The sequence below is a fragment of the Streptomyces sp. NPDC034111 genome (assembly GCF_055575375.1).
Map to the genome: position 1 here is coordinate 75,903 of NZ_JBVIST010000014.1, position 24,545 is coordinate 100,447.

Consider the following 24,545-nt stretch of genomic DNA (forward strand, 5'->3'; position numbering starts at 1 on the left):
GCACCACGGGGGGTGCGGGCGGCGAGCCCGTACGCAATGACTGCAGACGAGGAATGAGAGATGCGACAGAGCCTGAAGACGTGCGTGCTCGCCGCGGCGGCGGCGTCGGGAGTGCTCGGCGCGAGCGGCGGGGTGGCGTACGCGGACGCCGGTGCCGCGGGGGGCGCCAAGGACTCTCCCGGGGTGCTGTCCGGGAACTCGATCCAGGTGAGCGTGGACACCCCGGTCAACGCGTGCGGCAACTCCGTGGACGCGGGCGCGGCGCTCAACCCGGCCTTTGGTAACGGGTGCGCGACCGGCGGCGTACCCGTGCCGGCCGCCCGGCCCCCGCTGGCGGCGGCCCCGGGGGTGGCCTTCCGCAAGGCCCCGGAGCCGGACCAGCGCCGGGCTCCCGAGCCGGAGCACCGCCCAGGCCACCGGCCGGCCGCACACCGGGCCGCGCCCCCGGCCGCGCCCGCCCACAAGCCCGCCGCTCCGGCTGCCCACACACCCGCCCGAGTGCCCGCCCAGAAGCCCGCTCCGCACCCCGCGCAGGATCCACGGGTGGGAGCGGTGGCACGGGCCGGGGCGTCCGCGGGCTCCGCGCTGCTGGCCTCCACCGGCGCGGACGAGCTGGCCCTGCTGGCCGGCGCGGGCGGCGGGCTGCTGCTGGGCGGGGCGCTGCTGCTGCGCAGGTCCCGGACCCGGCGCAAATGAGTGGGAGTGGTCGAGGCTGCCCCGGGCCGCCCGGGGCAGCCTCGGGGCGCGTGGGGCTCGGCGGCCGGCCGAGCGGGTCCGGCGGGCCGCTCGGCCGGGGCCGCCCGGTCGAGGCGGCCGTCGGCATCGCCGGCCGCCTCGACCGTAGGCCGTCGTACCGCGTTCCGGCGGGCGGTGCTGCGGCTGGAAGCCGCCCTGCGGGGGTACGGCGGATCGTGCGGATCAACGTCTGAAAGCCCGGGTCAGGCACGGGAAGGATCGTTCTTTCGCTCATTGGTGGGACCCGGCTCCCGGGGCGTTTGAAGCGGCCGGAAACGGCCGCACCGCGGGGTCGTGCCGGTCTGCATCGCCTCTGGAAGAATGGCCATGAAAGCCGCAAATGAGTCGATGATGAGCCGATGAGGTGCGGACATGCTCATTGCGCTGGCGCAGACCGATTGTGTGCTGGGCGAGGTTCCGGAGAACCTCAAGATCGCCCATGAGCAGATCGAGCAGGCCGCGGCCCAGGCCGCCGACCTCGTCGTCTTTCCCGAACTGAGCCTGCACGGCTACCACTTGGGTGCGCTCAAGCGCGACGAGTCCATCGAGGCGAGCGATCCGCGGCTGCTGGAGCTGAGTACCCTCGGCCCCGACACGCTGGTCGGCTTCCACGAGCACACCAGCCTGCGCGCCTACAACACCGCGGCGCACTATACGGCCGGCACGCTGCTGCACGCGCACCGCAAGCTCTACCTCCCCAACTACCTGGCCTGGGAGGAGCGCAAGCACGTCAGCCCAGGGCAGTCCATGCGCGCGTACGAGCTGAAGCGGTCCAGGAGCGGCGGCCGGGGCGCGACCCTGGTGTGCAATGACGCCTGGCAGCCGGTGGTGCCCTGGATGGCGGTCCAGGACGGCGCGGAGGTGCTGTTCGTGCCGACCAACAGCGCGGCGAGCCTGGACCCGGAGGCGATGGACACCGGCCTGTACTGGGACACCCTGCTGTCCTATACGGCGCGGATGCTCCAGTGCTGGGTGGTCTTCGTCAACCGGGTCGGCAATGAGCTCGGCGCGACCTTCTGGGGCGGCTCACGGGTGGTGGACCCACGGGGAGCGGTGGTGGCGCAGGCCCCCAAGTGGGAGCCCTCGCTGGTCACCGTGGAGATCGATCTCGCCGAGGCGCGCCGGCAGCGGCGGGCCGTGCCGCTGGTCGCCGAGGCCCGGCTGGGGCTGATCGACCGCGAGGTGCGGCGGCTGATCGACGAGGGCGGCGACCACTGACAGTCGGGCCGCCGGGCGTCAGCGCCCGCCGGCGGACTCCGGGCGGGGCGCCTCGGCGGGCCGGTCGTCCTTGAGGGCCGTGGCCTCGGACTTGAGGATGCGCATCGAGCGGCCCAGGCCGCGCGCCATGTCGGGCAGCTTCTTCGAGCCGAAGAGCAGCACGAGGACGGCGAGGATCAGGATCAGGTGCCAGGGCTCGAAGGCGTTGCGGAGCATGAGCGCGCTCGCTTTCGTCGGGGGCCGGCGGACGTTCTGTCCAGTATTACCCGAACGGTCCGGCCGCCCGGTCCAGGGGGCGCCCCCGGGCCCGGACGGCTGATGGAGACGCCTGCCCTCGGGGTGGCCGGACTAACAGCTGGACTTGCGGAGCCTGGTGGCGTTGTGGCGGTGGGGCTGGCGGCTGGACTTGCGGGTGGCTGGTGGTGTTGCGGCGGCCGGACTACCAGCTGGACTTGCGGAGGCCCGGCAGATGCCCCGCGTGCGCCGGTTCGCGCAGCCGTACGCGGGAGAGGCCGAAGGTGCGGAAGCAGCCGCGCGGGCGCCCGTCGGCGCTGGCGCGGTTGTGCACCCGGCTGGCGTCGGCCTTCCGCGGCCGGCGGGACAGCCCGTGCTGGGGGGCGGTGCGCTCCTCCTGCGGGGTGTGCGGACTGCGGATGACGGCCTTGAGGACGGCCCGCCGGGCCGCGTAGCGGGCGACGGTCGCGCGCCGCTTCCCGTTCTTGGCGATCTTGCTCAGCTTGGCCATCAGGCCTGCTCCCTTCGGGCGCGGATGCGGGCCACAGCCGCCTCGATGCCGTTCGTGTCCACGTTCTTGACGCCCTTGACGCCCTTGGCGCTCAGCGTGAGCCGGGCGTGCCCTGGGGCAGCTATTGAAAATGGAAACCATTTCCGTATACTACCTCGCATGGCCCGCAACGAACTACGCCCGGTCGTCAAGCTCCGGTCCACCGCCGGCACCGGCTTCACGTACGTCACCCGCAAGAACCGCCGCAACAACCCCGACCGCCTGGAACTGCGCAAGTACGACCCGGTGGCCGGCCGGCACGTCACCTTCCGAGAGGAGCGCTGAGGACCGCCATGAAGCCTGGAATCCACCCCGCCTACGGGCCCGTCGTCTTCCGCGACCGGGCCGCCGACTACGCCTTCCTGACCCGCTCGACCGCGACCAGCGACAAGACCGTCGAGTGGGAGGACGGCAACACCTACCCCGTCATCGACGTCGAGATCTCCTCGGCGAGCCACCCCTTCTACACGGGCACCGCACGGGTGCTGGACACCGCGGGCCGTGTCGAGCGGTTCGAGCGCCGCTACGGCAAGCAGGGAGGGCGCTGATGGTTGGCGCAGCGCCGTGGTTGCGCATGCGCGAGCAGGCGCCGATGCCCGGCGTAGTGCCGTGGTTGCGCGTGCGCGAGCAGGCGCCGATGCCCGGCGTAGTGCCGTGGTTGCGCGTGCGCGAGCGGGCGCTGATGCGTGGCGTCGCGTCGCCGTTCGGTGAGCGCGGGGGATGCTGATGCAGCCGCTCAACGTCGTGCTGGTGGGCGGTCTGCACGCGGACGCGCGGCGGGCCGCCGTCGAGCACCTGCTGCGCTCCGTGCCCGGCAGTGTCGCCCTCCATCACGACCTCGCCTCGGCCGCCGACGGCACCGTACGGCGCACCGTCCGCGACACCGGCGGCACGCTCAACGCGGGCGAGGCGCCGCTGATCAACGACTGCGCCTGCTGTGCGCTGCGCGAGGACCTGGTGCCCGAGCTGGAACGGCTGGCCGCGGGCCGGACCTGCCGGCTCGCGGTCGTCGAGCTGTGGGACTCCGTCGAGCCCAGGGCGATGGCCGAGGTGATCACCGGCTGCGGCAGCGAGAACCTGACCCTGACCGGCGTGATCACGGCCGTCGACCCGGCGCTGGTGTTGCCTTACCTCGGGTGCGGTGACGACCTCGCCGAGGCCGGTCTGGCCGCCGCGGCCTCCGACCAGCGCACGGTCGCCGACACCTGGGCCCGGCAGCTGGAGTACGCGCCCGTACTGGCGCTCGCGACGGGGGAGGAGGAGGCCGACCCCGCCGACCTCGCACTGCTCGCCCAGCTGCACCCGACGGCCCGCCGAATACCGCTCGCATCAGGGGAGTTGGCGGCCGCGGCGATGGCCGGCTTCGATGTGGAGGCGGCCGCGGCCCGGCAGCACCCCGCCTGTGCGCTGCTGCCGCAGGAGGCCGACGAGGACGGTGTCGGCACGCTCGTGTGGCAGCGCACCCGGCCCTTCCACCCCGAGCGGCTCTACTCCGCGCTGGAGGACCTGACCTGCGCCGCCGCGCGCAGCCGGGGCCGGTTCTGGCTGGCCGACCGGCCGGACACCCTGCTGGCCTGGGACGCGGCCGGCGGTGCGCTGTGCGTGGAGAGTGCGGGGCCGTGGCTGGCCGCACTGCCGGACGCCGCCTGGGAGATGGTGCCGCCGGTGCGCAGGGCCGCCGCCGCGCTGGACTGGCACCCCGAGCACGGCGACCGCGCCCAGCACCTGGTCTTCACCTCGCCGGGCCTGGACCACGAGGGCCTGCGGTCCCTGCTGGAGTCCTGTCTGCTCACCGACGCCGAGTACGCGGGCGGCCCGTCCGCCTGGAAGAGCCTGCCGCCCGCCTTCGACGCCCTCCTCGACCCCGTTTCCTAGGCCCTGGCGTCGAACTCCCGCCTGCCCCGCGCCCCGCACACCCGTACATGGACAAGGACCTTCCCGTGCCCCGTCGCCACGACCCGCGCCGCAAGGCCACGCCCCGCCGCAATCCGCTGGACGCGGCGGGCATCACCTTCATCGACTACAAGGACACCGATCTGCTGCGGAAGTTCATCTCCGACCGCGGCAAGATCCGCAGCCGGCGGGTCACCCGGGTCACCGCGCAACAGCAGCGGCAGCTCGCCCGGGCGATCGAGAACGCACGGGAGATGGCCCTGCTCCCGTACGCGTCACGGTGACGGCCGCCGCTCGGTGGCCGACGGCCGTCCCGTGACGGGTAGGAGATTCCCTACGTTTGACGCGTAGGGAATCTCCTACATATCTTTGCGGTGTGAACGCCACTTCTGTACGGCATGACGACGCCGCCCCGTCCGCCCCGTCCGCCCCGTCCGCCCCGTCCGCGGCGGACCAGGACCTGGTCTTCGGGGCGCTGGCCAACGCCACCCGGCGCGAGGTGCTGCGGCTGCTGCGTGAGGGCGGCCCGCAGCCCGTCCAGGGGCTGGCGGAGCACTTCGCGATGCGCCGCCCCAGCCTGTCCGAGCATCTGAAGGTGCTGCGGGAGGCCGGACTGGTGAGCGAGGAGCGGGCCGGCCGGCAGCGGATCTACCGCCTGGAGGCCGCACCGCTCAGCGAGGTCCAGGAGTGGCTCGGCCCCTACGAGCGGTTCTGGCGCGCCAAGCTCGCGGGCCTGGGGGAACTGCTCGACCGCATCCCCGAGGAAGAGGCGCAATGAACACCCCAGCCTTCGAGGCCGCCGGCGACGATCCGGTGGACCTGACGACCCTCCGCGTCGCGCAATTCGTGGCGCACCCTCCTGGCAAGGTCTGGCGGGCGCTGACCGAGCCCGAGCTGATCGCCCAATGGCTGATGCCCGGCGACTTCCGGCTGGAGATCGGCCACCGCTACGAGATGGCCGGGCTGCCGCGGCCCGGCACCAACTTCTCCGGCACGGTCGTCGCCGAGGTGCTGGCCTTCGAACCGGAGCGGATGCTGCGGCTGCGCTGGCAGGACGCCGACGAGGGGCAGGGTAACCGGGCCGACTGGACGATCACCTGGACCCTGGAACCCGAGGGGAGTGGCACACGTCTCTTCCTCGTCCATGAGGGCTTCGACCCCGACGATCCGTACCAGGTGCAGGCGCACCGCATCATGGGCGGCGGCTGGCGGTCGATGGTGCAGGAGCGTCTGGCGAAGGTGCTCGACGAGCTGTGACCGCCCCGGCACCCGCTGTCGTGCACGTGCATCTGCGCATGCATTCGCACGTGAACGCCGCTATGATCCGGGGCAGTTGACACCATTTATCACCGGGAGATCCCAGTGCCCCACGCATACAACGGCATGGCCGCAACGGATCTCCACGAGGTGACATGGCAGAAGAGCAGGCACAGCAACTCCCAGGGCTCCTGCGTGGAGTTCGCCAAACTCCCCGATGGCGAGATCGCGGTACGCAACTCGCGCTTCCCGGACGGCCCCGCGCTCATCTACACACCGGCCGAGGTCCGGGCGATGCTGCTCGGCGTCAAGGACGGGGAGTTCGACCACCTCGTACGGGACTGAAGGCGCCTGGTGCAGGTGGCGCAGGTGGCGCAGGTGGCGCAGGTGGTCCTGTAGGGCCCGTAGGACCCCGTAGGGCTCTCGTGGGGCCCTACCGGCCCGAGGGAAGACGAGCGAGCGGCCGGGTGCCCGTTCCTCACGGGTACCCGGCCGCTGCTCACTCGCGGGATGGCCGGCCACGGCTCGCTCACATGCGGCCGGTCACGGCAGCCGGAAGAGCGCCCACACGATCTTGCCGTGGCTGACGCCGGCGAGCGGATGCCAGCCCCAGCTGTCGCTGAAGGACTCCACCAGGTACAGCCCCCGCCCCGACTCCGCGGCCGAATCGGCCTCCCCGGCCACCGGCGAACCGTCGCTCGGGTCCCGTACGGCACAGATCAGCCGCTGTGACCAGCGCATCAGATGGAGCCGGGCGGGCGGAGTGGTATCGGCGTGCTCCGGGGCGGCGAGGACCGCATGCCGCAGTGCGTTGGTGACGAGTTCGGAGACGACCAGGGCGACCGAGTCGAAGAGCTCGTCCAGCTCCCAGCCCTGCAAGGTCTCGCGGGTGAAATTCCGTGCGCAACGCACCGATTCATAGCGCGGAGGGAGCGTGCACGACACGGATCCGGAGACGGCCGGCGGGTCGACGGGAGGAAGGCCCTGCCATAACGGCTCGAGCATGGTCAAAACCTTGGTCCCCATGCGAGGCACTCCTGGCGTTCGCGGACGTCATGACCCTGGCCGGGCAGCCGGATCAGGCGGATCTTTCACGAGCGTGCATGCGTGCGACGCCTATGGTTCCCAATGTGCGAGACAGATGCAAGGGCAGATGCACGTGCACGTGCCGCGATTGCGGCAACTCGCTCCGGTTTACGGGGAATTATTGGCGTGGGTTCTTGTAAAGGCCTTGCGGGGGCCTCACACATCCGTAACCGGATGAGCACTCAACGAAGCCTGAACATGGCAGACTGCGGCCCACTGTTGGACTGGTGGGGGTCACAGGAGGGTCTGAGAGGTGTCCGCAAGTGAGTCGAGCGGGTCGGTGGTGCGGCGGATCCTGCTCGGGTCGCAGCTTCGCCGACTGCGTGAATCCCGCGGGATAACCCGCGAGGCGGCCGGCTACTCGATCCGTGCGTCGGAATCGAAGATCAGCCGCATGGAGTTGGGCCGGGTGAGCTTCAAGGCACGCGACGTCGAGGACCTGCTCATGCTGTACGGCGTCACCGACGCCCAGGAACGCGAGGCGTTGCTGTCCCTCGCACGCGAAGCCAACGTCGCGGGCTGGTGGCACAGTTACACCGATGTCCTGCCCAGCTGGTTCCAGACGTATGTGGGCCTGGAAGGAGCCACTTCCCTCATCCGCGTCTACGAAGTCCAGTTCGTACACGGCCTGTTGCAGACCGAAGCCTATGCCCAGGCCGTCGTCAGACGGGGCATGCCGGACGCCTCCGCGGCCGACGTCGAGCGCCGGGTCGCGCTGCGCATGGAGCGCCAGAAACTCCTCGTGGCCGAACGGCCCGCCCAGTTCCACTGCGTACTGGACGAAGCCGCACTGCGCCGCCCCTACGGCGAACGCCAGGTCATGCGCGAACAGTTGAGACATCTGATCGAGGTCTCCGAACGGCCCAACGTACGTCTTCAGGTCATGCCGTTCAGCCTGGGTGGGCACGCGGGCGAGTTCGGTGCGTTCACCATGCTCGGATTCCAGGAATCGGGACTGCCGGACGTCGTCTTCCTGGAACAGCTGACGAGCGCCCTGTATGTCGACAAGCCCGAAGAGGTCGCCCAGTACGGGCGGGTGATGGACCGCCTCCAGGAGGAGGGACCCAGCCCCGCAGAAACAAGGGATCTCCTTCGTGGTCTACTCCAACTCATGTGACGCGTCGGTAGGATGGCGGACCATCAGGAGTCAGCACCCCCCAATGCGGCGCCCTGAGCGCCCTTTCTCCAGATCGGGATGGCATGTCCTACTTCGACGAGTTGGCATATCAGTTCATCGACGGTGAGTGGCGCTCCGGAAGCGGCTCATGGGACATCGTCGACTTCAATCCTTACAACGGCGAGAAGCTGACCTCCATACCCGTCGCCACGGTCGAGGAGATCGACCAGGCCTACCGCGCCGCCGAGCGCGCCCAGCGGGAATGGGGCGCCGTCAACCCCTACACCCGGCGGCTGGTCTTCGAACGCGTGCTGCGGATCATCGACGACCGCGAGGCGGAGCTGTCCGAGGCGATCGCCGCCGAGGTCGGCGGCACGCTCGCCAAGGTGGGCTTCGAGCTGCACCTGGCCAGGGAATTCCTGCGCGAGGCGATCCAGCTGGCACTGCGCGCCGAGGGCCGCATCCTGCCCTCGCCCATCGACGGCAAGGAGAACCGGCTCTACCGGCTGCCGGTCGGCGTCGTCAGCGTCATCAGCCCCTTCAACTTCCCCTTCCTGCTGTCGATCAAGTCCGTCGCGCCGGCCCTCGCGCTCGGCAACGCGGTCGTCCTCAAGCCGCACCAGAACACCCCGATCTGCGGCGGCGGGCTGGTCGCCAAGATCTTCGAGGAGGCCGGGCTGCCGGCCGGCGTCCTCAACGTCGTGGTCACCGACATCGCCGAGATCGGCGACGCGCTGATCGACCACCCCGTCCCCAAGACCATCTCCTTCACCGGCTCGGAGAAGGTCGGCCGGCACGTCGCGACCGTCGCCGCCGCCAACTTCAAGCACGCGGTGCTGGAACTGGGCGGCAACAGCGCGCTGGTGGTCCTCGACGACGCCGACCTCGACTACGCCGTGGACGCCGCCGTCTTCAGCCGCTTCGTCCACCAGGGGCAGGTCTGCATGGCCGCCAACCGGGTGCTCGTGGACCGCGCCGTCGAGCGCGAGTTCACCGAGAAGTTCGTCGCCAAGGTGGCGTCCCTGAAGGTCGGCGACCCCACCGACCCGCAGACGCACATCGGCCCCCTGATCAACGAGGGCCAGGCCGAGGCCGTCTCCTCACTGGTCGACCGCGCCGTCGCCGAGGGCGCCTCGGCGCTGCTGCACGGGGAGGCCCGCGGCACACTCGTCGCGCCGAGCGTGCTCAGCGGCCTGCCGGTGGACTCCCCGCTGCTCACCCAGGAAATCTTCGGCCCCGTCGTCCTGCTGATCCCCTTCGACGGCGACGAGGAGGCCGTACGGCTCACCAACTCCACGCCGTACGGACTCAGCGGTGCGGTGCACACCGGCGACATCGAGCGGGGCGTGCGCTTCGCCAAGCAGATCGACACCGGGATGTTCCACGTCAACGACGCCACGGTGCACGACGAGCCGATCGTGCCCTTCGGCGGCGAGAAGAGCTCCGGCGTGGGCCGGCTGAACGGCGATGCGATGGTCGAGGCTTTCACCACCACCAAGTGGATCTCCATCCAGCACGGTCGGTCGCGGTTTCCGTTCTAGTTGGTTCGGTTGCGGGCTTCGGTCTGGTGGGCGTCGGTTCTGTTTTTAGTGGCCGCCGGTCCCGTTCTGTTGGGGCGATCGGTCCCGTTCTGGGGGTTGGCAGGTCCCGTTTTGGTCGGTCGTGGGCCTCGCTCCGGTCGGCTGGTCGGGCGTAGGCCTGGTTTTTCGTAGGCCTCGTTCTGGTGGGTCGTAGTGCTCGTCCTCGGGGGTGGCGGGGGCGGGTGTGGTTCCGGTGGCTGGGTGGTGGGGGCGGGTCCGGGCCGGCGTGCGGGGTGGGCGGGAGTTGTGCGGGGTCGGGGCGGGTGTGAGTGGTCTGCGCCGGGTGGGCGTGGGCGGGGGCTCTGGGCTGGGCGGGGCGCTTGGCGGAGTCGCTGTGGCGGGGCTTCGTGCTGCGGCTGGTGCCGCGTTCGGCTTTGTAGGGCGGCTGGTGCGTTCGTGGGCTTGGTGGTGACTGGGCGGGTGGATTGCCTGTGCCTGTTTGCCGTGTGTGCCTCCTTTCCTGTTTCGGCAACGATTACTTAGCGTAATCAGTTCCCGCGGAGGGTGACGGTATGTATGCGTGGCGAGAAAGGGGGAGGGGTGGGTGCGGGTTGCGGACAGGAGTTGTCCGCAAGGGGTCATAGCTTGAGGGGTGTCGGAAGGGCGGCGGCGGGCAACGGCCCGGTCGCTCAGGGGTGTTGGACGGAAGGTGGACGTTGTGCCTACTCATGTGCTTGCCGAGGCTCACGGGGACGAGACCGGTGCGCTGCTGGCCTTTCTGGAGGCGCAGCGGGGCGGGTTGCGGCGGGCGGTTCTCGGGCTGACCGACGGCCAGGCGGGCGAGCGGCCGAGTGCCAGTGAGCTGTCGCTGGCCGGGCTGGTGAAGCATGTCGCGGAGACCGAGCAGGGCTGGATCGAGACGGCACAGCAGCGGCCGCACTCCATCCAGCGGGACCAGGGCAACTGGCATTTGAGCTTCCAGCTGGCGGACGGCGAGACGCTGGCGGGGGTGCTGGAGTTCTGGGACGGTGTGGCGCGGCGGACCGAGGAGTTCATCCGGGCCGTACCGAGCCTGAACGACACCTTTCCGCTGCCCGAGGCGCCGTGGTTCCCGCCGGGGGCCCGGCAGTCGATGCGCTGGCTGCTGCTGCATCTGATCGGGGAGGTCGCCCGGCACGCCGGTCATGCCGACATCATCCGTGAGTCCCTGGACGGCAAGACGGCCTTTGTGCTGGTGGATGAGGAGCGCGCGGCCCGGGAGCGGCAGGCGGGTTGAGCCCGGGCGATGACCTGGGTGCGGCGACCTGGCCCCGACGGCGCGGGCCCGGCGCAATAACCTGGACCGCATGTCAGCGATCCGTCTCCTGGTGCTCGGCGCCGTACGGCAGCACGGCCGGGCTCATGGCTATCAGGTCCGCAACGACCTGGAGTACTGGGGTGCCCACGAGTGGTCCAATGCCAAGCCGGGTTCGATCTACCACGCGCTCAAGCAGATGGCGAAGCAGGGACTGCTGCGCGCGCATGAGACGGCGCCGTCCACGGCAGGTGGTCCACCGCGTACCGAGTACGAGATCACTGAGCGGGGCACGCAGGAGTATTTCGCCCTCCTGCGTGCATCCCTGACTGCCTACGATCAGAAGCCCGATGTGCTCTCGGCCGCGCTCGGCTTCCTCGTCGACCTGGACCGTGCGGAGGCCCTTGAGCTTCTGGAGGAGCGGGTGCGGGGGATCGAGGAGTGGCGCAGTGCGGTCACCGAGTACTACACGCCCGAGGAGGGGCCGGGGCAGCTCGGCCACATCGGCGAGATCATGAACTTCTGGGTCCACTCGGCGGACGCCGGTGCGGAGTGGACCCGCGGGCTCATCGAGCGGATCAAGGCCGGGGCGTATGTCTTCGCCGGCGAGGGGGAGCCGTTCGTCGGGGTGCTCGCGGAGGGGCAGGAGAACCCGTACGCGACGAAGGATCTGCATCCCGGGGACGGGCAGTGAGCGGGCGGGGCAAGCCGGGTGCATGGAGGCCGAGCTGAATCGCCCGGCTCGTTAATCAAGTTTGATTAGTGGGGTGGTCGGGGTTATCTTCGAGCCGAGTAGTCAAACTTGACTATCCTGGGAGGGGATGGCGTGACTGAGCGCGATGCCGCGATCGTCGTCGAAGAACTGCGCAAGAGTTACGGGAAGAAAGCGGCCCTGGACGGGCTCGATCTGACCGTCCGCTCCGGGACCGTGCTCGGAGTCCTCGGGCCCAACGGTGCCGGCAAGACCACCCTCGTACGGATCCTGTCGACCCTCCTGCGGCCCGACGGCGGCCGGGTCGAGGTGGCCGGGTTCGATGTCCGGCGCCGTCCGGACGAGGTGCGGCTGCGGATCGGGCTGCTCGGCCAGCATGCGGCGGTCGACGAGGAGCTCAGCGGGCGGCAGAACCTGGAGATGTTCGGGCGGCTCTTCCACCTCGGTGCGCGCCGGGCGGGGGCGCGCGCGGACGAACTGCTGGAGCGGTTCGGACTTGCCGACACCGGGCGGAAGGCGGTGGGCAAGTACAGCGGCGGTATGCGGCGCCGCCTCGATCTGGCGGCGTCACTGATCATGGCGCCGCGGATCCTCTTCCTCGACGAGCCCACGACCGGGCTGGATCCGCGCGGCCGTACGGAGGTGTGGAACGCGGTGCGCTCGCTGGTCGACGGCGGTACGACGGTGCTGCTCACCACGCAGTATCTGGAGGAGGCGGACCAGCTCGCGGACCGGATCGCGATGGTGGACGGCGGCCGGGTTGTCGCGGACGGGACACCGGACGAGCTGAAGACCGCGACCGGCGGTGACCGGATCGATGTCGTCGTGCGTGACGCAGGCCAACTGTCCCGGGCGGCCGAGGTGCTGGCGGCGGTTCCGGGTGCGGGTGCGGTCCGTACGGACGCGGACGCCCGCCGGATCGGTGCCGCCGTCGCCGGGCGGACGGCCGCGCTGACCGAGGCCGTACGAGCCCTGGACGCGGCCGGCATCGAGGCCGAGGACCTCGCGCTGCGGCGCCCCACGCTGGACGAAGTCTTTGTGCATCTGACCCGCGACAGTGCCGAGGAGGCCGCGACCGTATGAGCATGGCGTGGGCGGTTACCGATTCCTGGACGATGACCCGGCGCGGGCTGGCGCACTGGGCGAGGCAGCCGGTGCCGGTCGTGGTCGCCCTGGTCTTCCCGGTGATGATGCTGCTGATGTTCGGGTACTTCCTGGGCGGCGGCATGGCGGTACCCGGTGGGGGTGACTACAAGGAGTACCTGGTTCCCGGGATGTTGGCGCTCACCATGGCGTTCGGGCTCGAATCGACGATGATCGCGGTGACCCAGGACCTCGGCAAGGGGGTGCTCGACCGTTTCCGGTCGATGCCGATGGCGTCGTCCGCGGTGCTGGTCGGCCGCAGCGTGCTGGACATGCTGCAGTCCGCGCTGAGCCTGCTGGTGATGATCGGTGCCGGTCTGGCGATGGGCTGGCGCTGGCACGGCGGTGCGGGCAGCGCGCTGTACGCGGTGGGGCTGCTGCTTCTGCTGCGGTTCGCGATGCTGTGGATCGGTATACATCTGGGTCTGGTCGCGGGCCGGCCCGAGCTCGTCCAGGCGGTACAGATCCTGGTCTGGCCGGTGGGCTTCCTCTCCAACGCCTTTGTCTCCGCGGCGTCGATGCCCGGCTGGCTGGGGTCGGTCGCGGAGTGGAACCCGATGTCGGCGACGGCGGGCGCGGTACGTGAGCTGTTCGGCAACCCGCGCTGGGTGGGCGACAGCTGGGCGTCCACTCATGCCGGGCTGCTGGCCGTGGTGTGGCCGCTGGTGCTGCTCGTGGTGTTCTTCCCGCTGGCGGTACGGCGGTACCGGAGGCTGGGCTGCTGAGGCGGTGGGCCGGTGGGTCGGTGAGCCGCTGACGGGCGGGGCCGGGCCGGTGGGGCGCGCCGCCCGGCCCGGCGCCCCTTGCCCGGCCCCGTACGGCTGGGCGCGCCCGGCGTCAGTGGTGGAACGCCGTCGCGACGCTCTCCGGCCGTTCCAGCGGGCCCTGCTGTTCCCGTAGTTCCGTCAGGAGCTGTTCCAGGTCGGCGAGGAAGAGGTCGGCGAGGTCCTGCGAGAAGCCGTTGCGGCAGACGACCCTCAGGACGGAGAGGTCCTCGCGGTCGGGCGGGAAGGTGTAGGCGGGGAGCAGCCAGCCGCGTTCCTTCATGCGCCGGGAGACGTCGAAGACGTCGAAGGCCTTGATGTGGTCGGCGGTGGTGAAGGCGAAGACCGGTAGCTCGTCGCCGTGGGTGAGGAGCGTGAAGTCGTCGATGGCGCCGATGCGTTCGGCCATCGAGCGGGCCACGTCCCGGGTCGCCTGCTGTACGGCGCGGAAGCCGGCCCTGCCCAGCCGCAGGAAGGTGTAGTACTGGGCGGCGACCTGGGCACCGGGGCGGGAGAAGTTGAGGGCGAAGGTCGGCATGTCGCCGCCCAGGTAGTTGACGCGGAAGACCAGCTCCTCGGGGAGCGCCGTCTCGTCGCGCCACAGGGCCCAGCCGACGCCGGGGTAGACCAGGCCGTACTTGTGGCCGGAGGTGTTGATGGAGGCGACCCGCGGGAGCCGGAAGTCCCACATCACCTCCGGGTCGAGGAACGGCGCGATCATGGCGCCGGATGCGCCGTCCACGTGGACCGGGATGTCCCAGCCCTTCTTCTCCTGGACCTCGTCGAGCGCCGCGCAGATCTCGGCCACCGGCTCGTAGGAGCCGTCGAAGGTCGAGCCGAGGATCGCCACCACGCCGATGGTGTTCTCGTCGCACAGCTCCGCTGCGGAGGCGGCGTCCAGGTGGAAGCGTTCGCCTTCCATCGGGACCTGGCGGGCCTCGACCTCCCAGAAGTTGCAGAACTTCTCCCAGCAGACCTGGACGTTGGCGCCCATGACGAGGTTGGGCCGAGCCTTGCCCGGGTACCGGTCGCTGTTGCGCTGCATCCAGCGCCGTTTGAGGGCCATCCCGGCGAGCATGCAGGCCTCGCTGGACCCGGTGGTCGAGCAGCCGACCGCGGCCGAGGGGTCGGGGGCGTGCCACAGGTCGGCGAGCATCGCCACGCACCGCTTCTCCAGTTCGGCGGTGCGCGGGTACTCGTCCTTGTCGATCATGTTCTTGTCCCGGCACTCCGCCATCAGGACGCCGGCCTGCGGCTCCATCCAGGTCGTGACGAAGGTGGCGAGGTTGAGCCGGGCGTTGCCGTCCAGCATGAGTTCGTCGTGGACGAACTGGTAGGCGGTGTGCGGGGAGACCGGGCCGTCGGGCAGGGTGTGCCGCGGCGGGGAGGTCTCCATCCCGGCGACCGGGTCGGCCTCGCCGTAGAAGGGGTTGACCTGGTGTCCGGTCTGTTTGCGGTCGCTCGGTGATGCGCCTTTGTGGAGGGTCATCTGTCGCCTCTCCCCGTCAACTCTCTTGCGAAAGGCCGTGCTTGATGGCTTTTGTGAACTTCACGACGCGTTCGGCCTGGATACGGGCGGCGGTGCGCGCGTCGTCGTCGAGCGGGGTTTCCGGGCCGCCGACATGGGAGGTGCCGTAGGGGTTGCCGTCGGCGTACTTCGCCGGGTCGGTGTAGCCGGGGGCGATGAGGATGCCGCCGAAGTGGTGGATGGTGTGGTACAGCGCGAGCAGGGTGGATTCCTGGCCGCCGTGTTTGGTGGCGGAGGCGGTGAAGCCGCTGTAGACCTTGTCGGCGAGCCTGCCCTGCTGCCAGAGGCCGCCGAGGGTGTCGAGGTACTGCTTGAGCTGGGAGGTCACATTGCCGAAGCGGGTCGGGGTCCCGAAGATCACGGCGTCCGCCCAGAGCATGTCCTCGTGTGTGGCCTCCAGGATGTCGGCGGTGGCGGCGGCGTTGGCGGCCCAGGCCGGGTTGGCGTCGATGGCGGTCTGCGGGGCGAGTTCGGCCGTCCGGCGCAGCCGTACGTCGGCCCCGGCGTGCTCGGCGGCGTCCGCGATCCGCCGGGCGAGCTCGGCGACGGTGCCGGTGGACGAGTAGTAGATGACGGCGACATGGACGTCGTGCACGGGCATGGATCTGCGCACCTCCCTCCGGGAGCCCACGAGATCCGACAATACGTGCATAAGGGGCGTATGGCGTGCGGAGTGCGTCCGGGGGGTGGCGCCTGGTGCGCGTCGCCCGGGTGCCGCCCCGCCCGTCCGGCCCGTCCCCGTCCGGCCCGTCCTCGCGCCCCCTAGCCCGCGCTCGCCAGGGACAGCTTCGCCGCGAAGCTGAGGAACGCCGCGCCGGCGCCCGCGGACAGTCCCGCGGTCAGCCGCCGGCGGCGCCGGAAGGTGGCCGCCAGGAACGTCCCGCTGAAGATCAGGACCGACAGATAGCTGAAGCTGAACAGCTGCGCCCAGGCGCCCAGCGTCAGGAACGACAGCACCGGGTGGGCGTACGACGGGTCCACGAACTGCACGAAGAACGAGACGAAGAACAGGATCGCCTTCGGGTTGAGCAGACTGACCACCAGTGCCCGGCGGAACGGCCGCTCCGCGGTCTCCCTGGGCGCCGCGGGGGCGTCCTCGCCGGATCCCGCGGCCCGGCGCGCCTCCCGGCCCCGCCACAGCGCCCAGGCGCCGCGCAGCATCCCGACCGCGAGCCACGTCAGATAGCCCGCACCGGCGAACTTGACCACCGCGAACAGCACCGGGCTGGCCTGGAGCAGCGAGGCCACCCCGCCCGCCGACAGCGTCATCAGCACCGTGTCACCGCACAGCACACCGGCCGCCGCCCGGTACGCCACCCGCGGTCCGCGGCGGGCCGCCACCGAGACGACGTAGAGCGAGTTCGGGCCCGGCAGCAGAATGATCAGCGCAAGCCCCACCAGATACGTCGGCAGATCCGTTATCCCCAGCATGAGCGGCAGGATCTCACCGCCCGGCCGGCCCGCTCACCGGTTTTTCAGCATGCGGACTTGCACCTCACGTGACGTGAGGACACATCGTGAAGTGCGTACCGAGAAGGGAGCGGAAGTGAGCTATTCGGTAGGGCAGGTCGCCGCCCTCGCCGGGGTGACGGTGCGCACCTTGCACCACTACGACGAGATCGGGCTGCTGGAGCCCGGCGAACGCAGCCACGCGGGCCACCGGCGCTACGGCGACGAGGACCTGGACCGGTTGCAGCAGATCCTGTTCTACCGGGAGCTCGGCTTCCCGCTCGACGAGGTCGCGGCCCTGCTCGACGACCCGGACGCGGACCCGCAGGACCACCTGCGGCGCCAGCACCATCTGCTGACCGCCCGGATCGAGAAGCTGCAGAAGATGGCCGAGGCCGTCGAACACGCCATGGAGGCACGGAAGATGGGTATCAACCTCACGCCCGAGGAGAAGTTCGAGGTCTTCGGGGACTTCGACCCGGACCAGTACGAGGACGAGGTGCGGGAGCGCTGGGGCCACACGGAGGCATACCGGGAGTCGCGGCGGAGAACGGCCTCCTACACCAAGGAGGACTGGAAGCGCGTCATCGAGGAGCTCGACGCGATCCACGGGCGGATGGCCGACCTGATGTCGGCCGGCACCCCCGCCGACTCCGAGGAGGCCATGGACACGGCGGAGGACCACCGCCGCTTCATGTCGAGCTCGTACTACGACTGCACGCACGCGTTCCACACCTGCCTCGGCGAGATGTACGTCGCCGACCCGCGGTTCACCGCGACGTTCGAGAAGATCCGCCCCGGCCTCGCGGCCTACCTGAAGGACGCGATCCTCGCCAACGCCGCCCGGCACGCGTAGCGGCACGGCTGCGCTACGCGGGCGCTTCACGGGCGCTGTAGGGGTGCGGGCCCCGCCGTCCGCGGTTCCGGCAGGGCAGTTCCAGGCAGAGCAGTTTCAGGACTGCGGTTTCACGACGGCGGTTCAGGACTGCCGTTCTCACGACTGCCGTGTCACGCCTGCCGTGTCAGAACTGCCGTGTCAGGACTGCGGGGCCAGCACCACCGCGGTGCCGTACGCGCACACCTCGGTGCCCACGTCCGCCGCCTCCGTCACATCGAAGCGGAACATCAGGACCCCGTTCGCCCCGCGCGAGCGGGCCTGCTCCACCAGCCGCTCCATCGCCTGGTTACGGGTCTCGACCAGCGTCTTGGTCAGCCCCCGCAGTTCGCCGCCGACCAGCGACTTCAGGCCCGCGCCGATCTGGCTGCCGAGGTGCCGGGAGCGCACCGTCAGGCCGAAGACCTCGCCGATGACCCGCTGCACATGGAATCCCGGCACGTCATTCGTCGTCACGACCAGGACGTCGGACTGTGCGTGCTGTCCGCCGCCGTACTCATCGATGCCCATGGGCGCACCTCCTTGACGCCAGCATCACCCGGCCCCGCGGGCCCGGCCAGCGGTCGGGGAGCGGTCGGGTGGCGGTGCCGGTGCCCGCCTGGAACCGCGGGCGGTCGTCCTGCGTTGATAGTTTTGGGCCGCACCCGCGCCTGCATCCCCGTCGCTCGTACGATCCGGCGCCCTCGACCCAGGAGCCTTCACCCCGTGAATACTCTCGCGCTCGGCCCCCAGTGGCTGGACCCGGACTACCTGATCTCGACGTTCGGCCTGATCGGCGTCCTGGTCATCGTCTTCGCGGAGTCCGGTCTGCTGATCGGCTTCTTCCTGCCGGGTGACTCGCTCCTGTTCACCACGGGCCTGCTGGTGACGGCGGGCAAGCTGGACGTGCCGCTGTGGGCGGTGTGCAGTCTGGTCGTGCTCGCCGCCGTCCTCGGTGACCAGGCCGGCTACCTCTTCGGCCGCAAGGTCGGCCCCTCGCTCTTCACGCGCCCCGATTCCCGCCTCTTCAAGCAGGAGAACGTCGAGAAGGCGCACGAGTTCTTCGAGAAGTACGGCCCCAAGTCGCTGATCCTGGCCCGTTTCGTGCCGATCGTCCGGACCTTCACGCCGATCGTCGCCGGTGTGAGCCGGATGAACTACCGGTCCTTCATCACCTTCAACATCATCGGCGGCGCGCTGTGGGGCGCCGGTGTCACCGTGCTCGGCGCGCTGCTCGGCAACATCGAGTTCGTCCACAAGCACATCGAGATGATGCTGGTCGCGATCGTGCTGATCTCCGTGGTCCCGATCGTGATCGAGTTCCTGCGGGCGCGCGGCAAGGCGAAGAAGGCGGGGCCGGCGCCGGTCGCCCCCGTGGAGCCGGGCCGTCCGCACGGCGCCACCGCGGACAGCACCCGCCGCGGCCGGCACGCCAAGCGCTGACGCTCTTCGCCGGCGGCAGCTGGGGAGGCGGCGGGGCGCAGCGAAATGGCATCGTGTCCTTGACCACCCCCCAGGAGGCCAACAAGGAGCGAAGCCCGTGGCGTCGGACCCACCCGCACCGGAGCACGGCGGCGGATCCCCGGAGGACCGCAAGCCGGCATCGGACGAGGCGCACAGCGCCTTCACCCCACCGCTCGGGGTCCCTTACCCCCCGCTCCCTGAGGACGAGCACCCGACCTCCGAGTTCGCCCTCCCGGCCGGTCTGCGTCCGGAGGCGCCCCCCGAGCCGGAGGGCTCCGCGTTCGCGCCGCCCGGATCCACCACCGGTCAGACCCCGCTGCCCGCGCCGGTCGGCGCCACGGCCATGGGCCTGGCCTTCACCCCGCCGCACGGCATACCCGCCATCCGCCTGACCAAGGAAGCGCCCTGGCAGGACCGGATGCGCACGATGCTGCGGATGCCGGTGGGGGAGCGCCCGGTCCCCGAACGCTTCGGCGGCACCGAGGAGGAGACCGGCCCGGCGGTGCCCCGCGTCCTCGACCTGACGCTGCGTATCGGCGAGATCCTGCTGGCCGGCGGTGAGGGCGCGGAGGACGTCGAGGCCGCGATGTTCGGCGTCGCCTACGCCTACGGGCTGGAGCGGGTCGAGCCGACCGTCACCTTCACCCTGCTGTCGATCTCGTACCAGCCGTCGCTGGTCGACGACCCGGTCACGGCCAGCCGGACGGTCCGGCGCCGCGGCGTCGACTACAACCGGCTGTCCGCCGTCTTCCGGCTCGTCGACGCCATCACCTCCGACGGCATCACCCTCGAAGAGGCCTACCGCGGCCTCGCCGAGATCCGCCGTAACCGCCACCCGTACCCGAGCTGGGCGCTGACGGTGGCCTCCGGGCTGCTGTCCGGCGCCGCCTCGATGCTCGTCGGCGGCGAGCTGCTGGTGTTCGTGGCGGCCGCGGTGGGCTCGATGCTCGGCGACCGGCTGGCCTGGCTCGCGTCCGGCCGGGGGCTGCCGGAGTTCTACCAGTTCGTGGTCGCCGCGATGCCGCCGGCCGCGGTGGGCGTCGGCTTCGGTCTGGCGCACTTGGGTGTGCAGGCGTCCGCGGTGATCACCGGTGGGCTGTTCGCGCTGATCCCGGGGCGGGCGCTGGTCGCCGGTGTGCACGACGGGCTGACCGGCTACTACATCACCGCCGCCGCCCGTCTGCTGGAGGTCGGCTACCTCATCGTCGGCATCGTCGTCGGTGTGCTCAGCGTGCTGTACCTGGGTCTGCGGCTGACGCCGGGCCTCAAGCGGCTCAACCCCGAGGAGGCGCTGGGGGTCTACAACGAGCCGCTGGTGCAGATCATCGCGGCCATGCTGCTGGCGCTGGCGTTCTGTGTGCTGCTCCAGCAGGAACGTCACACCGTGGCCTTTGCGACCCTGAACGGCGGTGTGGCCTGGGTGGTGTACGGCGCCCTGGCCTATGTCGCCAAGATCAACCCGGTGCCGGCCACCGCCATCGCGGCCGGACTGGTGGGCCTCTTCGGCCAGTTGCTCTCCCGCTACCGCTACGCCTCCGCGCTGCCGTACGTCACGGCCGCCATCGGTCCGCTGCTGCCCGGTAGCGCCACCTACTTCGGCCTGCTCAACTTCGCCCAGGGGCACCTGCCGGAGGGCCTGACGTCGCTGGTCCAGGCCGCCTCGCTGGCGCTGGCCATCGCCGTCGGGGTCAACCTCGGCTCCGAGGTCGCGCGGCTGTTCCTGCGTGCGCCCGGCGCCCAGGAGGGCGGTGCGGGGCGCCGCGCCGCGAAGCGGACCCGCGGCTTCTAGGGCGGGCCCGGGAAACGCACGACGGGCGGCACCCGACTGGGTGCCGCCCGTTCGCGTACGAAAATCAGTGCGCGGATCCCGGCGTGCGGGGCCGTGAACGACCCCGCCGAGGTGCCGGGGCGTTACGTCAGTGGCCGCCCTGCGACTCGTAGCGCTTGTACGAGGCCTCGATCTCGGCCTCGGCCTCCGTGCGGCCGACCCAGTTGGCGCCCTCGACGGACTTGCCGGGCTCCAGGTCCTTGTAGACCTCGAAGAAGTGCTGGATCTCCAGGCGGTCGAACTCCGACACGTGGTGGATGTCGCGCAGGTGCTCCACACGCGGGTCGGACGCCGGGACACACAGCAGCTTGTCGTCGCCGCCGGCCTCGTCCGTCATCCGGAACATGCCGATGGCGCGGCACTTGATGAGGCAACCGGGGAAGGTCGGCTCGTCCAGGATGACCAGTGCGTCCAGCGGGTCGCCGTCCTCGCCCAGGGTGTCCTCGACAAAGCCGTAGTCGGCCGGGTAGCTGGTCGAGGTGAAGAGTCGACGGTCCAGGCGGATCCGACCGGTCTCGTGGTCCACCTCGTACTTGTTCCGCGAACCCTTCGGGATCTCGATGGTGACGTCGAACTCCACGGGTGGCTCCTCCATGATCAACACATACGTCTGGTGATTAAGTGTCCCCCACGCAGGTGTGTGGTGGCGAAAGGGGCTGGTCCGAGGTGCCGGAGACCAGATCGTGGCAGGTCAGATGGCAGTCGGTGCAGCGTTCCGCGCAGGCGGCGACGCGCACGGCGGTACGGTCCGCACGGACGGCGGCCGACGCCGCACGGCTGGCCTGGCAGGCCACGCCGCGCCACACCCAGCAAACCTGGCGGCTGACGGCGGTCTCCGCAGCCACCGGGCTGGCGGTCGCGATCGTCGCGGTGGCGGCGGCCGGCCCGTGGGACTCGGGTCAGCGTACGGCCGAGCGCACCGAGGCGGCCGTCGTGGACGGCGCCAGTGGCGAGCATCACGCCGCCCCGGCCCGCCCCGCGCCCAGCGCACCGCCCGTACTGCCCGCCCTCGGCGGCCCCGCGACCGGCGCCGCGGGCCGCGGAGCTCCGGTCCCCACCGACGCGGGGCTGGCCGACGCCCTCGACCCGCTGCTCGACGACCCGGCGCTGGGCCCGCTGCGCACCGCCTCCGTCCTCGACGTCGCGGCCGGCCGGGAGGTCTTCGGCGCCGGCCAGGACAAGGCGGCCACCCCGGCCTCCACGGTCAAGCTCGCCACCGCCGTCGCCGCGCTCTCCACCCGGGGCCCCGACCACCGCATCGACACCACCGTCGTCCTGGCCGGCAAGGACCGCATCGTGCTCGTGGGCGGCGGCGACCCCACCCTCACCGCCCGCGCCCCCCGGCCCGGCGCCGCCGAGCAGCCCGCGAACCTGCGCACCCTCGCCGACACCACCGCCCGCGCCCTGCGCCAGCGCCACCTCACCAAGATCAGCCTCGGCTATGACGCGTCCGCCTACACCGGTCCCGTCGAGCACCCCATCGGCCCCAACGAGAACATCGCCCCCGTCACCGCGCTGATGACCGACGAGGCGCGCCTGGACGACAGCGACCACGGACCCGCACCCCGCGAGTCCGACCCGGCCGGCGCCACCGCCCGCACGTTCGCCGACCTCCTCCACCAGCGCGGCATCACCGTCACCGGCGCCCCCACCACCGCCAAGGCCCCCCACCGCCCCACCCGCCTGGCCACCGTCCGCTCCCTCCCCCTCTCCGCGCTCGTCGAGCGGATGCTCACCTACTCCGACAACGACATCGCCGAGGCGCTGGCCCGCCAGACCGCCCTCGGCTCCCGGCAGCCGGCCAGCTTCGCCGGCGCCGCCAAGGCCGTACGCACCGCCCTCGCCCGCCAGCGCCTCCCGCTCGCCGGCGCGGTGTTCGCCGACGGCAGCGGCCTGGACCGCGCCGACAAGGTCTCCGCGGCCCTCCTCTCCCACCTCCTGCTACAGGCCTCCGCCCCCGGCCAGCCGGCCCTGCGCCCGGTGGTCACCGGCCTGCCGGTGGCCGCCTTCACCGGCACCCTCAGCAACCGCTACACCGGCCAGAGCGCCGGCGCCGGCGCCGTACGCGCCAAGACCGGCACCCTCACCGGCGTCAACACCCTCGCCGGCACCGTCGTCGACGCCGACGGCCGCCTCCTGGTCTTCTCCTTCATGACCTCCGGCACGACGGACCCACAGGGCGCGCAGCGGGCCCTCGACAAGTTGGCTTCGGCAGTGGCCAATTGCGGGTGTCGTTAGCCCCACGTTTTTGTCCGTCCCGCCGTGGTGGTTGCTCGCCGTTGCGCCTGGCGGCGGGCGTGGGTTGTCGGGTGCGGTGCCGCTCCTCCGGACTTCGTCCTGCGGCGCGGCCCCTCCCGTGGGTGGGTGGGAAAACCTGAGTGGGGGCGGGCGTTGAGTGTCCGGTTGCTGTGAATGGATCCATGAGCGTGCACCCGCCCGCCTACGTGCACCCCCACGGTCTTCTTTCCCCCCACCCACGGGAGGGGACGGGCCGGAGGGGCCTGGTGTGTGGACGTAAAGCGAAGCAGTCCACACACCAGGCCCCGGAGGACCGTCACCGCACCCGACAGCCCCGCGCAGCGGCACCGCCCGCCGCAGGCGCAACGGCGAGACGAGGCACGGCGGGACAGACAAGTACGTGGTCGGCTACCCCCTAGCGGAGCGGCCCCGTACGGTGAACTCATGACGAGCATCGGTGGGACCGAGATGGTCGACTGGAATCTCGCGGTTGCGACCGCGACCCGTTTCGTGCGGCCTGGGCCCGAGGTGAGCCGGGACGAGGCGCGGGCGATCGTCGCCGAGCTGCGCCGGCACGCCAAGTCCTCCGAGGCGCATGTGCGCGCGTTCACGCGGATGGCACAGCCTGATGCGCTGGGCGAGGTGCCGCACGACACCCCGGTCCTGGTCGTGGACCGGCCGGGCTGGATCAGGGCCAATGTGGCCGGGTTCCGGGCGGTGCTCAAGCCGCTGCTGGCCAAGATGGAGGAGCGCCGCTCGACGGTCCCCGGTGGTGCGGTGCTCGGTGCGGTCGGCGGCAAGGTGACCGGCGTGGAGCTCGGGATGCTGCTGTCGTTCCTGGCCTCGCGGGTCCTCGGGCAGTACGAGACCTTCGCCCCGGCCTCCCGTGACCTGCCGGCCGCGGCGCAGGGTGGCCGGCTGCTGCTGGTCGCGCCGAACATCGTCCACGTGGAGCGCGAGCTGGACGTGGAGCCGCACGACTTCCGGCTGTGGGTGTGCCTCCACGAGGAGACCCACCGCACGCAGTTCACGGCCGTGCCCTGGCTGCGCGACCACATCGAGGGCGAGATTCAGTCGTTCCTCTCCGAGACGGATATCGATCCGGGCACGCTGCTGGAGCGGCTGCGCGAGGCGGCCCAGTCGCTGGCCGGTGCCAGGCCGGAGGGCGAGGAGGACGAGGGCAGCCGCTCGCTCGTCGATCTCGTCCAGACGCCGGCACAGCGCGAGATCCTGGGGCGGCTGACCGCGGTGATGTCCCTCCTGGAGGGGCACGCCGATTACGTGATGGACGGTGTGGGGCCCGATGTCGTGCCGTCGGTCGCGGAGATCCGGGAGAAGTTCCAGAAGCGCCGGGCCAGCGGCGCCGGCCGGCTCGACCAGGCGCTGCGTAAACTGCTCGGCCTGGACGCCAAGCTGCGCCAGTACCGCGACGGGGAGCGGTTCGTCCGGGCGGTTGCCGAGGAGGTCGGCATGGACGGTTTCAACCGTGTGTGGACGTCGCCGAACACCCTGCCCACCAAACAAGAGATCGCCAAACCGGCGGACTGGATCGCGCGGGTGCACCGCAAGAGCGACGGGGCACCGTAGGCGAAGGTTGTGAGCCGGGCACGTCGCGTGGCAGAAGAGCGCCCCTTCAATCAC

General features: G+C 71.0%; 29 protein-coding genes. 21 read left to right on the forward strand and 8 right to left on the reverse strand.

Annotated features, from left to right (window positions below; translation table 11 throughout):
• Positions 1–60: 60 nt before the first annotated feature.
• Together ACZ55A_RS26505 and ACZ55A_RS26510 are read left to right on the forward strand one after the other, a co-directional pair.
• Positions 61–696, forward strand: a complete 636-nt coding sequence (locus ACZ55A_RS26505) for a chaplin (protein ID WP_468844785.1) — start codon at positions 61–63, stop codon at positions 694–696.
• 411 nt (positions 697–1,107) lie between these two features.
• Positions 1,108–1,953 carry a nitrilase-related carbon-nitrogen hydrolase gene (locus ACZ55A_RS26510; protein ID WP_468844787.1) on the forward strand — a complete coding sequence of 282 codons (846 nt, stop codon included), beginning with the start codon at positions 1,108–1,110 and terminating at the stop codon, positions 1,951–1,953.
• An 18-nt stretch (positions 1,954–1,971) separates the two neighbouring features.
• On the opposite strand, the gene tatA is transcribed toward ACZ55A_RS26510, so the two are convergent.
• Together tatA and rpsN are read right to left on the reverse strand one after the other, a co-directional pair.
• Entirely contained in the window at positions 1,972–2,169 is a 198-nt protein-coding gene (gene tatA / locus ACZ55A_RS26515) for a Sec-independent protein translocase subunit TatA (protein ID WP_468844789.1), read from the reverse strand.
• 223 nt (positions 2,170–2,392) lie between these two features.
• Positions 2,393–2,698, reverse strand: coding sequence for a 30S ribosomal protein S14 (gene rpsN / locus ACZ55A_RS26520; protein ID WP_468844791.1), 306 nt, complete (start codon positions 2,696–2,698; stop codon positions 2,393–2,395).
• Between the two features lie 159 nt (positions 2,699–2,857).
• On the opposite strand from rpsN, the gene rpmG reads away from it, so the two are divergent.
• From rpmG to ACZ55A_RS26560, 8 genes are all read left to right on the forward strand, one after another.
• Positions 2,858–3,022: a 50S ribosomal protein L33 gene (gene rpmG, locus ACZ55A_RS26525; protein ID WP_468844794.1), complete on the forward strand. Its 165-nt coding sequence runs from the start codon at positions 2,858–2,860 to the stop codon at positions 3,020–3,022.
• Between the two features lie 8 nt (positions 3,023–3,030).
• Complete coding sequence (locus ACZ55A_RS26530; RefSeq protein WP_468844796.1) at positions 3,031–3,285, forward strand: type B 50S ribosomal protein L31; 255 nt, start codon at positions 3,031–3,033, stop codon at positions 3,283–3,285.
• Positions 3,285–3,464: a hypothetical protein gene (locus ACZ55A_RS26535; RefSeq protein WP_468844799.1), complete on the forward strand. Its 180-nt coding sequence runs from the start codon at positions 3,285–3,287 to the stop codon at positions 3,462–3,464. Before ACZ55A_RS26530 ends, ACZ55A_RS26535 begins: the two co-directional genes overlap by 1 nt.
• Entirely contained in the window at positions 3,464–4,612 is a 1,149-nt protein-coding gene (locus ACZ55A_RS26540; protein WP_468845065.1) for a CobW family GTP-binding protein, read from the forward strand. The genes ACZ55A_RS26535 and ACZ55A_RS26540 overlap by 1 nt, the downstream gene beginning before the upstream one ends.
• A gap of 65 nt (positions 4,613–4,677) precedes the next feature.
• Complete coding sequence (rpsR, locus tag ACZ55A_RS26545; RefSeq protein ID WP_468844802.1) at positions 4,678–4,914, forward strand: 30S ribosomal protein S18; 237 nt, start codon at positions 4,678–4,680, stop codon at positions 4,912–4,914.
• A 176-nt stretch (positions 4,915–5,090) separates the two neighbouring features.
• On the forward strand, positions 5,091–5,408 hold the full coding sequence (locus ACZ55A_RS26550; RefSeq protein WP_468845067.1) for a metalloregulator ArsR/SmtB family transcription factor: 318 nt from the start codon (positions 5,091–5,093) through the stop codon (positions 5,406–5,408).
• Positions 5,405–5,887 (forward strand): SRPBCC family protein, encoded by a 483-nt coding sequence (locus ACZ55A_RS26555; protein WP_468844805.1) that lies wholly within the window; start codon positions 5,405–5,407, stop codon positions 5,885–5,887. Before ACZ55A_RS26550 ends, ACZ55A_RS26555 begins: the two co-directional genes overlap by 4 nt.
• Before the next feature lie 105 nt (positions 5,888–5,992).
• On the forward strand, positions 5,993–6,232 hold the full coding sequence (locus tag ACZ55A_RS26560) for a DUF397 domain-containing protein (RefSeq protein WP_468844808.1): 240 nt from the start codon (positions 5,993–5,995) through the stop codon (positions 6,230–6,232).
• 198 nt (positions 6,233–6,430) lie between these two features.
• Here ACZ55A_RS26560 and ACZ55A_RS26565 read toward each other — a convergent pair whose 3' ends face one another.
• A complete protein-coding gene (locus ACZ55A_RS26565) occupies positions 6,431–6,913 on the reverse strand; it encodes an ATP-binding protein (protein WP_468844811.1) in 483 nt (160 codons plus the stop codon).
• Positions 6,914–7,226: 313 nt separating this feature from the next.
• On the opposite strand from ACZ55A_RS26565, the gene ACZ55A_RS26570 reads away from it, so the two are divergent.
• The 6 genes from ACZ55A_RS26570 to ACZ55A_RS26595 all read left to right on the forward strand — a co-directional run bounded on the left by ACZ55A_RS26570 (position 7,227) and on the right by ACZ55A_RS26595 (position 13,484).
• Positions 7,227–8,090 (forward strand): helix-turn-helix domain-containing protein, encoded by an 864-nt coding sequence (locus tag ACZ55A_RS26570; RefSeq protein WP_468844814.1) that lies wholly within the window; start codon positions 7,227–7,229, stop codon positions 8,088–8,090.
• A gap of 83 nt (positions 8,091–8,173) precedes the next feature.
• Positions 8,174–9,631 (forward strand): aldehyde dehydrogenase family protein, encoded by a 1,458-nt coding sequence (locus tag ACZ55A_RS26575; RefSeq protein ID WP_468844816.1) that lies wholly within the window; start codon positions 8,174–8,176, stop codon positions 9,629–9,631.
• Between the two features lie 697 nt (positions 9,632–10,328).
• Positions 10,329–10,886, forward strand: coding sequence for a DinB family protein (locus ACZ55A_RS26580; RefSeq protein ID WP_468844818.1), 558 nt, complete (start codon positions 10,329–10,331; stop codon positions 10,884–10,886).
• Positions 10,887–10,956: 70 nt separating this feature from the next.
• Positions 10,957–11,598 carry a PadR family transcriptional regulator gene (locus ACZ55A_RS26585; protein ID WP_468844821.1) on the forward strand — a complete coding sequence of 214 codons (642 nt, stop codon included), beginning with the start codon at positions 10,957–10,959 and terminating at the stop codon, positions 11,596–11,598.
• A gap of 132 nt (positions 11,599–11,730) precedes the next feature.
• Complete coding sequence (locus ACZ55A_RS26590) at positions 11,731–12,699, forward strand: ATP-binding cassette domain-containing protein (RefSeq protein WP_468844823.1); 969 nt, start codon at positions 11,731–11,733, stop codon at positions 12,697–12,699.
• Positions 12,696–13,484, forward strand: coding sequence for an ABC transporter permease (locus tag ACZ55A_RS26595; RefSeq protein ID WP_468844826.1), 789 nt, complete (start codon positions 12,696–12,698; stop codon positions 13,482–13,484). The genes ACZ55A_RS26590 and ACZ55A_RS26595 overlap by 4 nt, the downstream gene beginning before the upstream one ends.
• A gap of 112 nt (positions 13,485–13,596) precedes the next feature.
• On the opposite strand, the gene ACZ55A_RS26600 is transcribed toward ACZ55A_RS26595, so the two are convergent.
• The 3 genes from ACZ55A_RS26600 to leuE all read right to left on the reverse strand — a co-directional run bounded on the left by ACZ55A_RS26600 (position 13,597) and on the right by leuE (position 16,482).
• A complete protein-coding gene (locus ACZ55A_RS26600; RefSeq protein WP_468844829.1) occupies positions 13,597–15,012 on the reverse strand; it encodes a glutamate decarboxylase in 1,416 nt (471 codons plus the stop codon).
• Between the two features lie 16 nt (positions 15,013–15,028).
• Positions 15,029–15,652 (reverse strand): NAD(P)H:quinone oxidoreductase, encoded by a 624-nt coding sequence (gene wrbA, locus ACZ55A_RS26605; RefSeq protein WP_468844832.1) that lies wholly within the window; start codon positions 15,650–15,652, stop codon positions 15,029–15,031.
• A gap of 161 nt (positions 15,653–15,813) precedes the next feature.
• Complete coding sequence (gene leuE / locus ACZ55A_RS26610) at positions 15,814–16,482, reverse strand: leucine efflux protein LeuE (RefSeq protein ID WP_468844834.1); 669 nt, start codon at positions 16,480–16,482, stop codon at positions 15,814–15,816.
• Positions 16,483–16,597: 115 nt separating this feature from the next.
• Between leuE and ACZ55A_RS26615 the strand changes: the two genes are divergently transcribed.
• Positions 16,598–17,356 carry a MerR family transcriptional regulator gene (locus ACZ55A_RS26615; RefSeq protein WP_468844837.1) on the forward strand — a complete coding sequence of 253 codons (759 nt, stop codon included), beginning with the start codon at positions 16,598–16,600 and terminating at the stop codon, positions 17,354–17,356.
• Positions 17,357–17,536: 180 nt separating this feature from the next.
• On the opposite strand, the gene ACZ55A_RS26620 is transcribed toward ACZ55A_RS26615, so the two are convergent.
• Complete coding sequence (locus tag ACZ55A_RS26620; protein ID WP_468844840.1) at positions 17,537–17,905, reverse strand: YbjQ family protein; 369 nt, start codon at positions 17,903–17,905, stop codon at positions 17,537–17,539.
• 195 nt (positions 17,906–18,100) lie between these two features.
• Here ACZ55A_RS26620 and ACZ55A_RS26625 point away from each other — a divergent pair, with 195 nt between their 5' ends.
• Positions 18,101–18,817 carry a DedA family protein gene (locus ACZ55A_RS26625; RefSeq protein ID WP_468844842.1) on the forward strand — a complete coding sequence of 239 codons (717 nt, stop codon included), beginning with the start codon at positions 18,101–18,103 and terminating at the stop codon, positions 18,815–18,817.
• 97 nt (positions 18,818–18,914) lie between these two features.
• Entirely contained in the window at positions 18,915–20,627 is a 1,713-nt protein-coding gene (locus tag ACZ55A_RS26630; RefSeq protein ID WP_468844845.1) for a threonine/serine exporter family protein, read from the forward strand.
• Positions 20,628–20,754: 127 nt separating this feature from the next.
• Here the strand turns inward: ACZ55A_RS26630 and ACZ55A_RS26635 are convergent, their stop codons facing one another.
• Entirely contained in the window at positions 20,755–21,246 is a 492-nt protein-coding gene (locus tag ACZ55A_RS26635) for an inorganic diphosphatase (RefSeq protein WP_468844848.1), read from the reverse strand.
• Positions 21,247–21,332: 86 nt separating this feature from the next.
• Here ACZ55A_RS26635 and dacB point away from each other — a divergent pair, with 86 nt between their 5' ends.
• Together dacB and ACZ55A_RS26645 are read left to right on the forward strand one after the other, a co-directional pair.
• Positions 21,333–22,904: a D-alanyl-D-alanine carboxypeptidase/D-alanyl-D-alanine endopeptidase gene (gene dacB / locus ACZ55A_RS26640; RefSeq protein WP_468844851.1), complete on the forward strand. Its 1,572-nt coding sequence runs from the start codon at positions 21,333–21,335 to the stop codon at positions 22,902–22,904.
• A gap of 444 nt (positions 22,905–23,348) precedes the next feature.
• Positions 23,349–24,491, forward strand: coding sequence for a zinc-dependent metalloprotease (locus tag ACZ55A_RS26645; protein WP_468844853.1), 1,143 nt, complete (start codon positions 23,349–23,351; stop codon positions 24,489–24,491).
• The last annotated feature ends 54 nt before the right edge of the window (positions 24,492–24,545 follow it).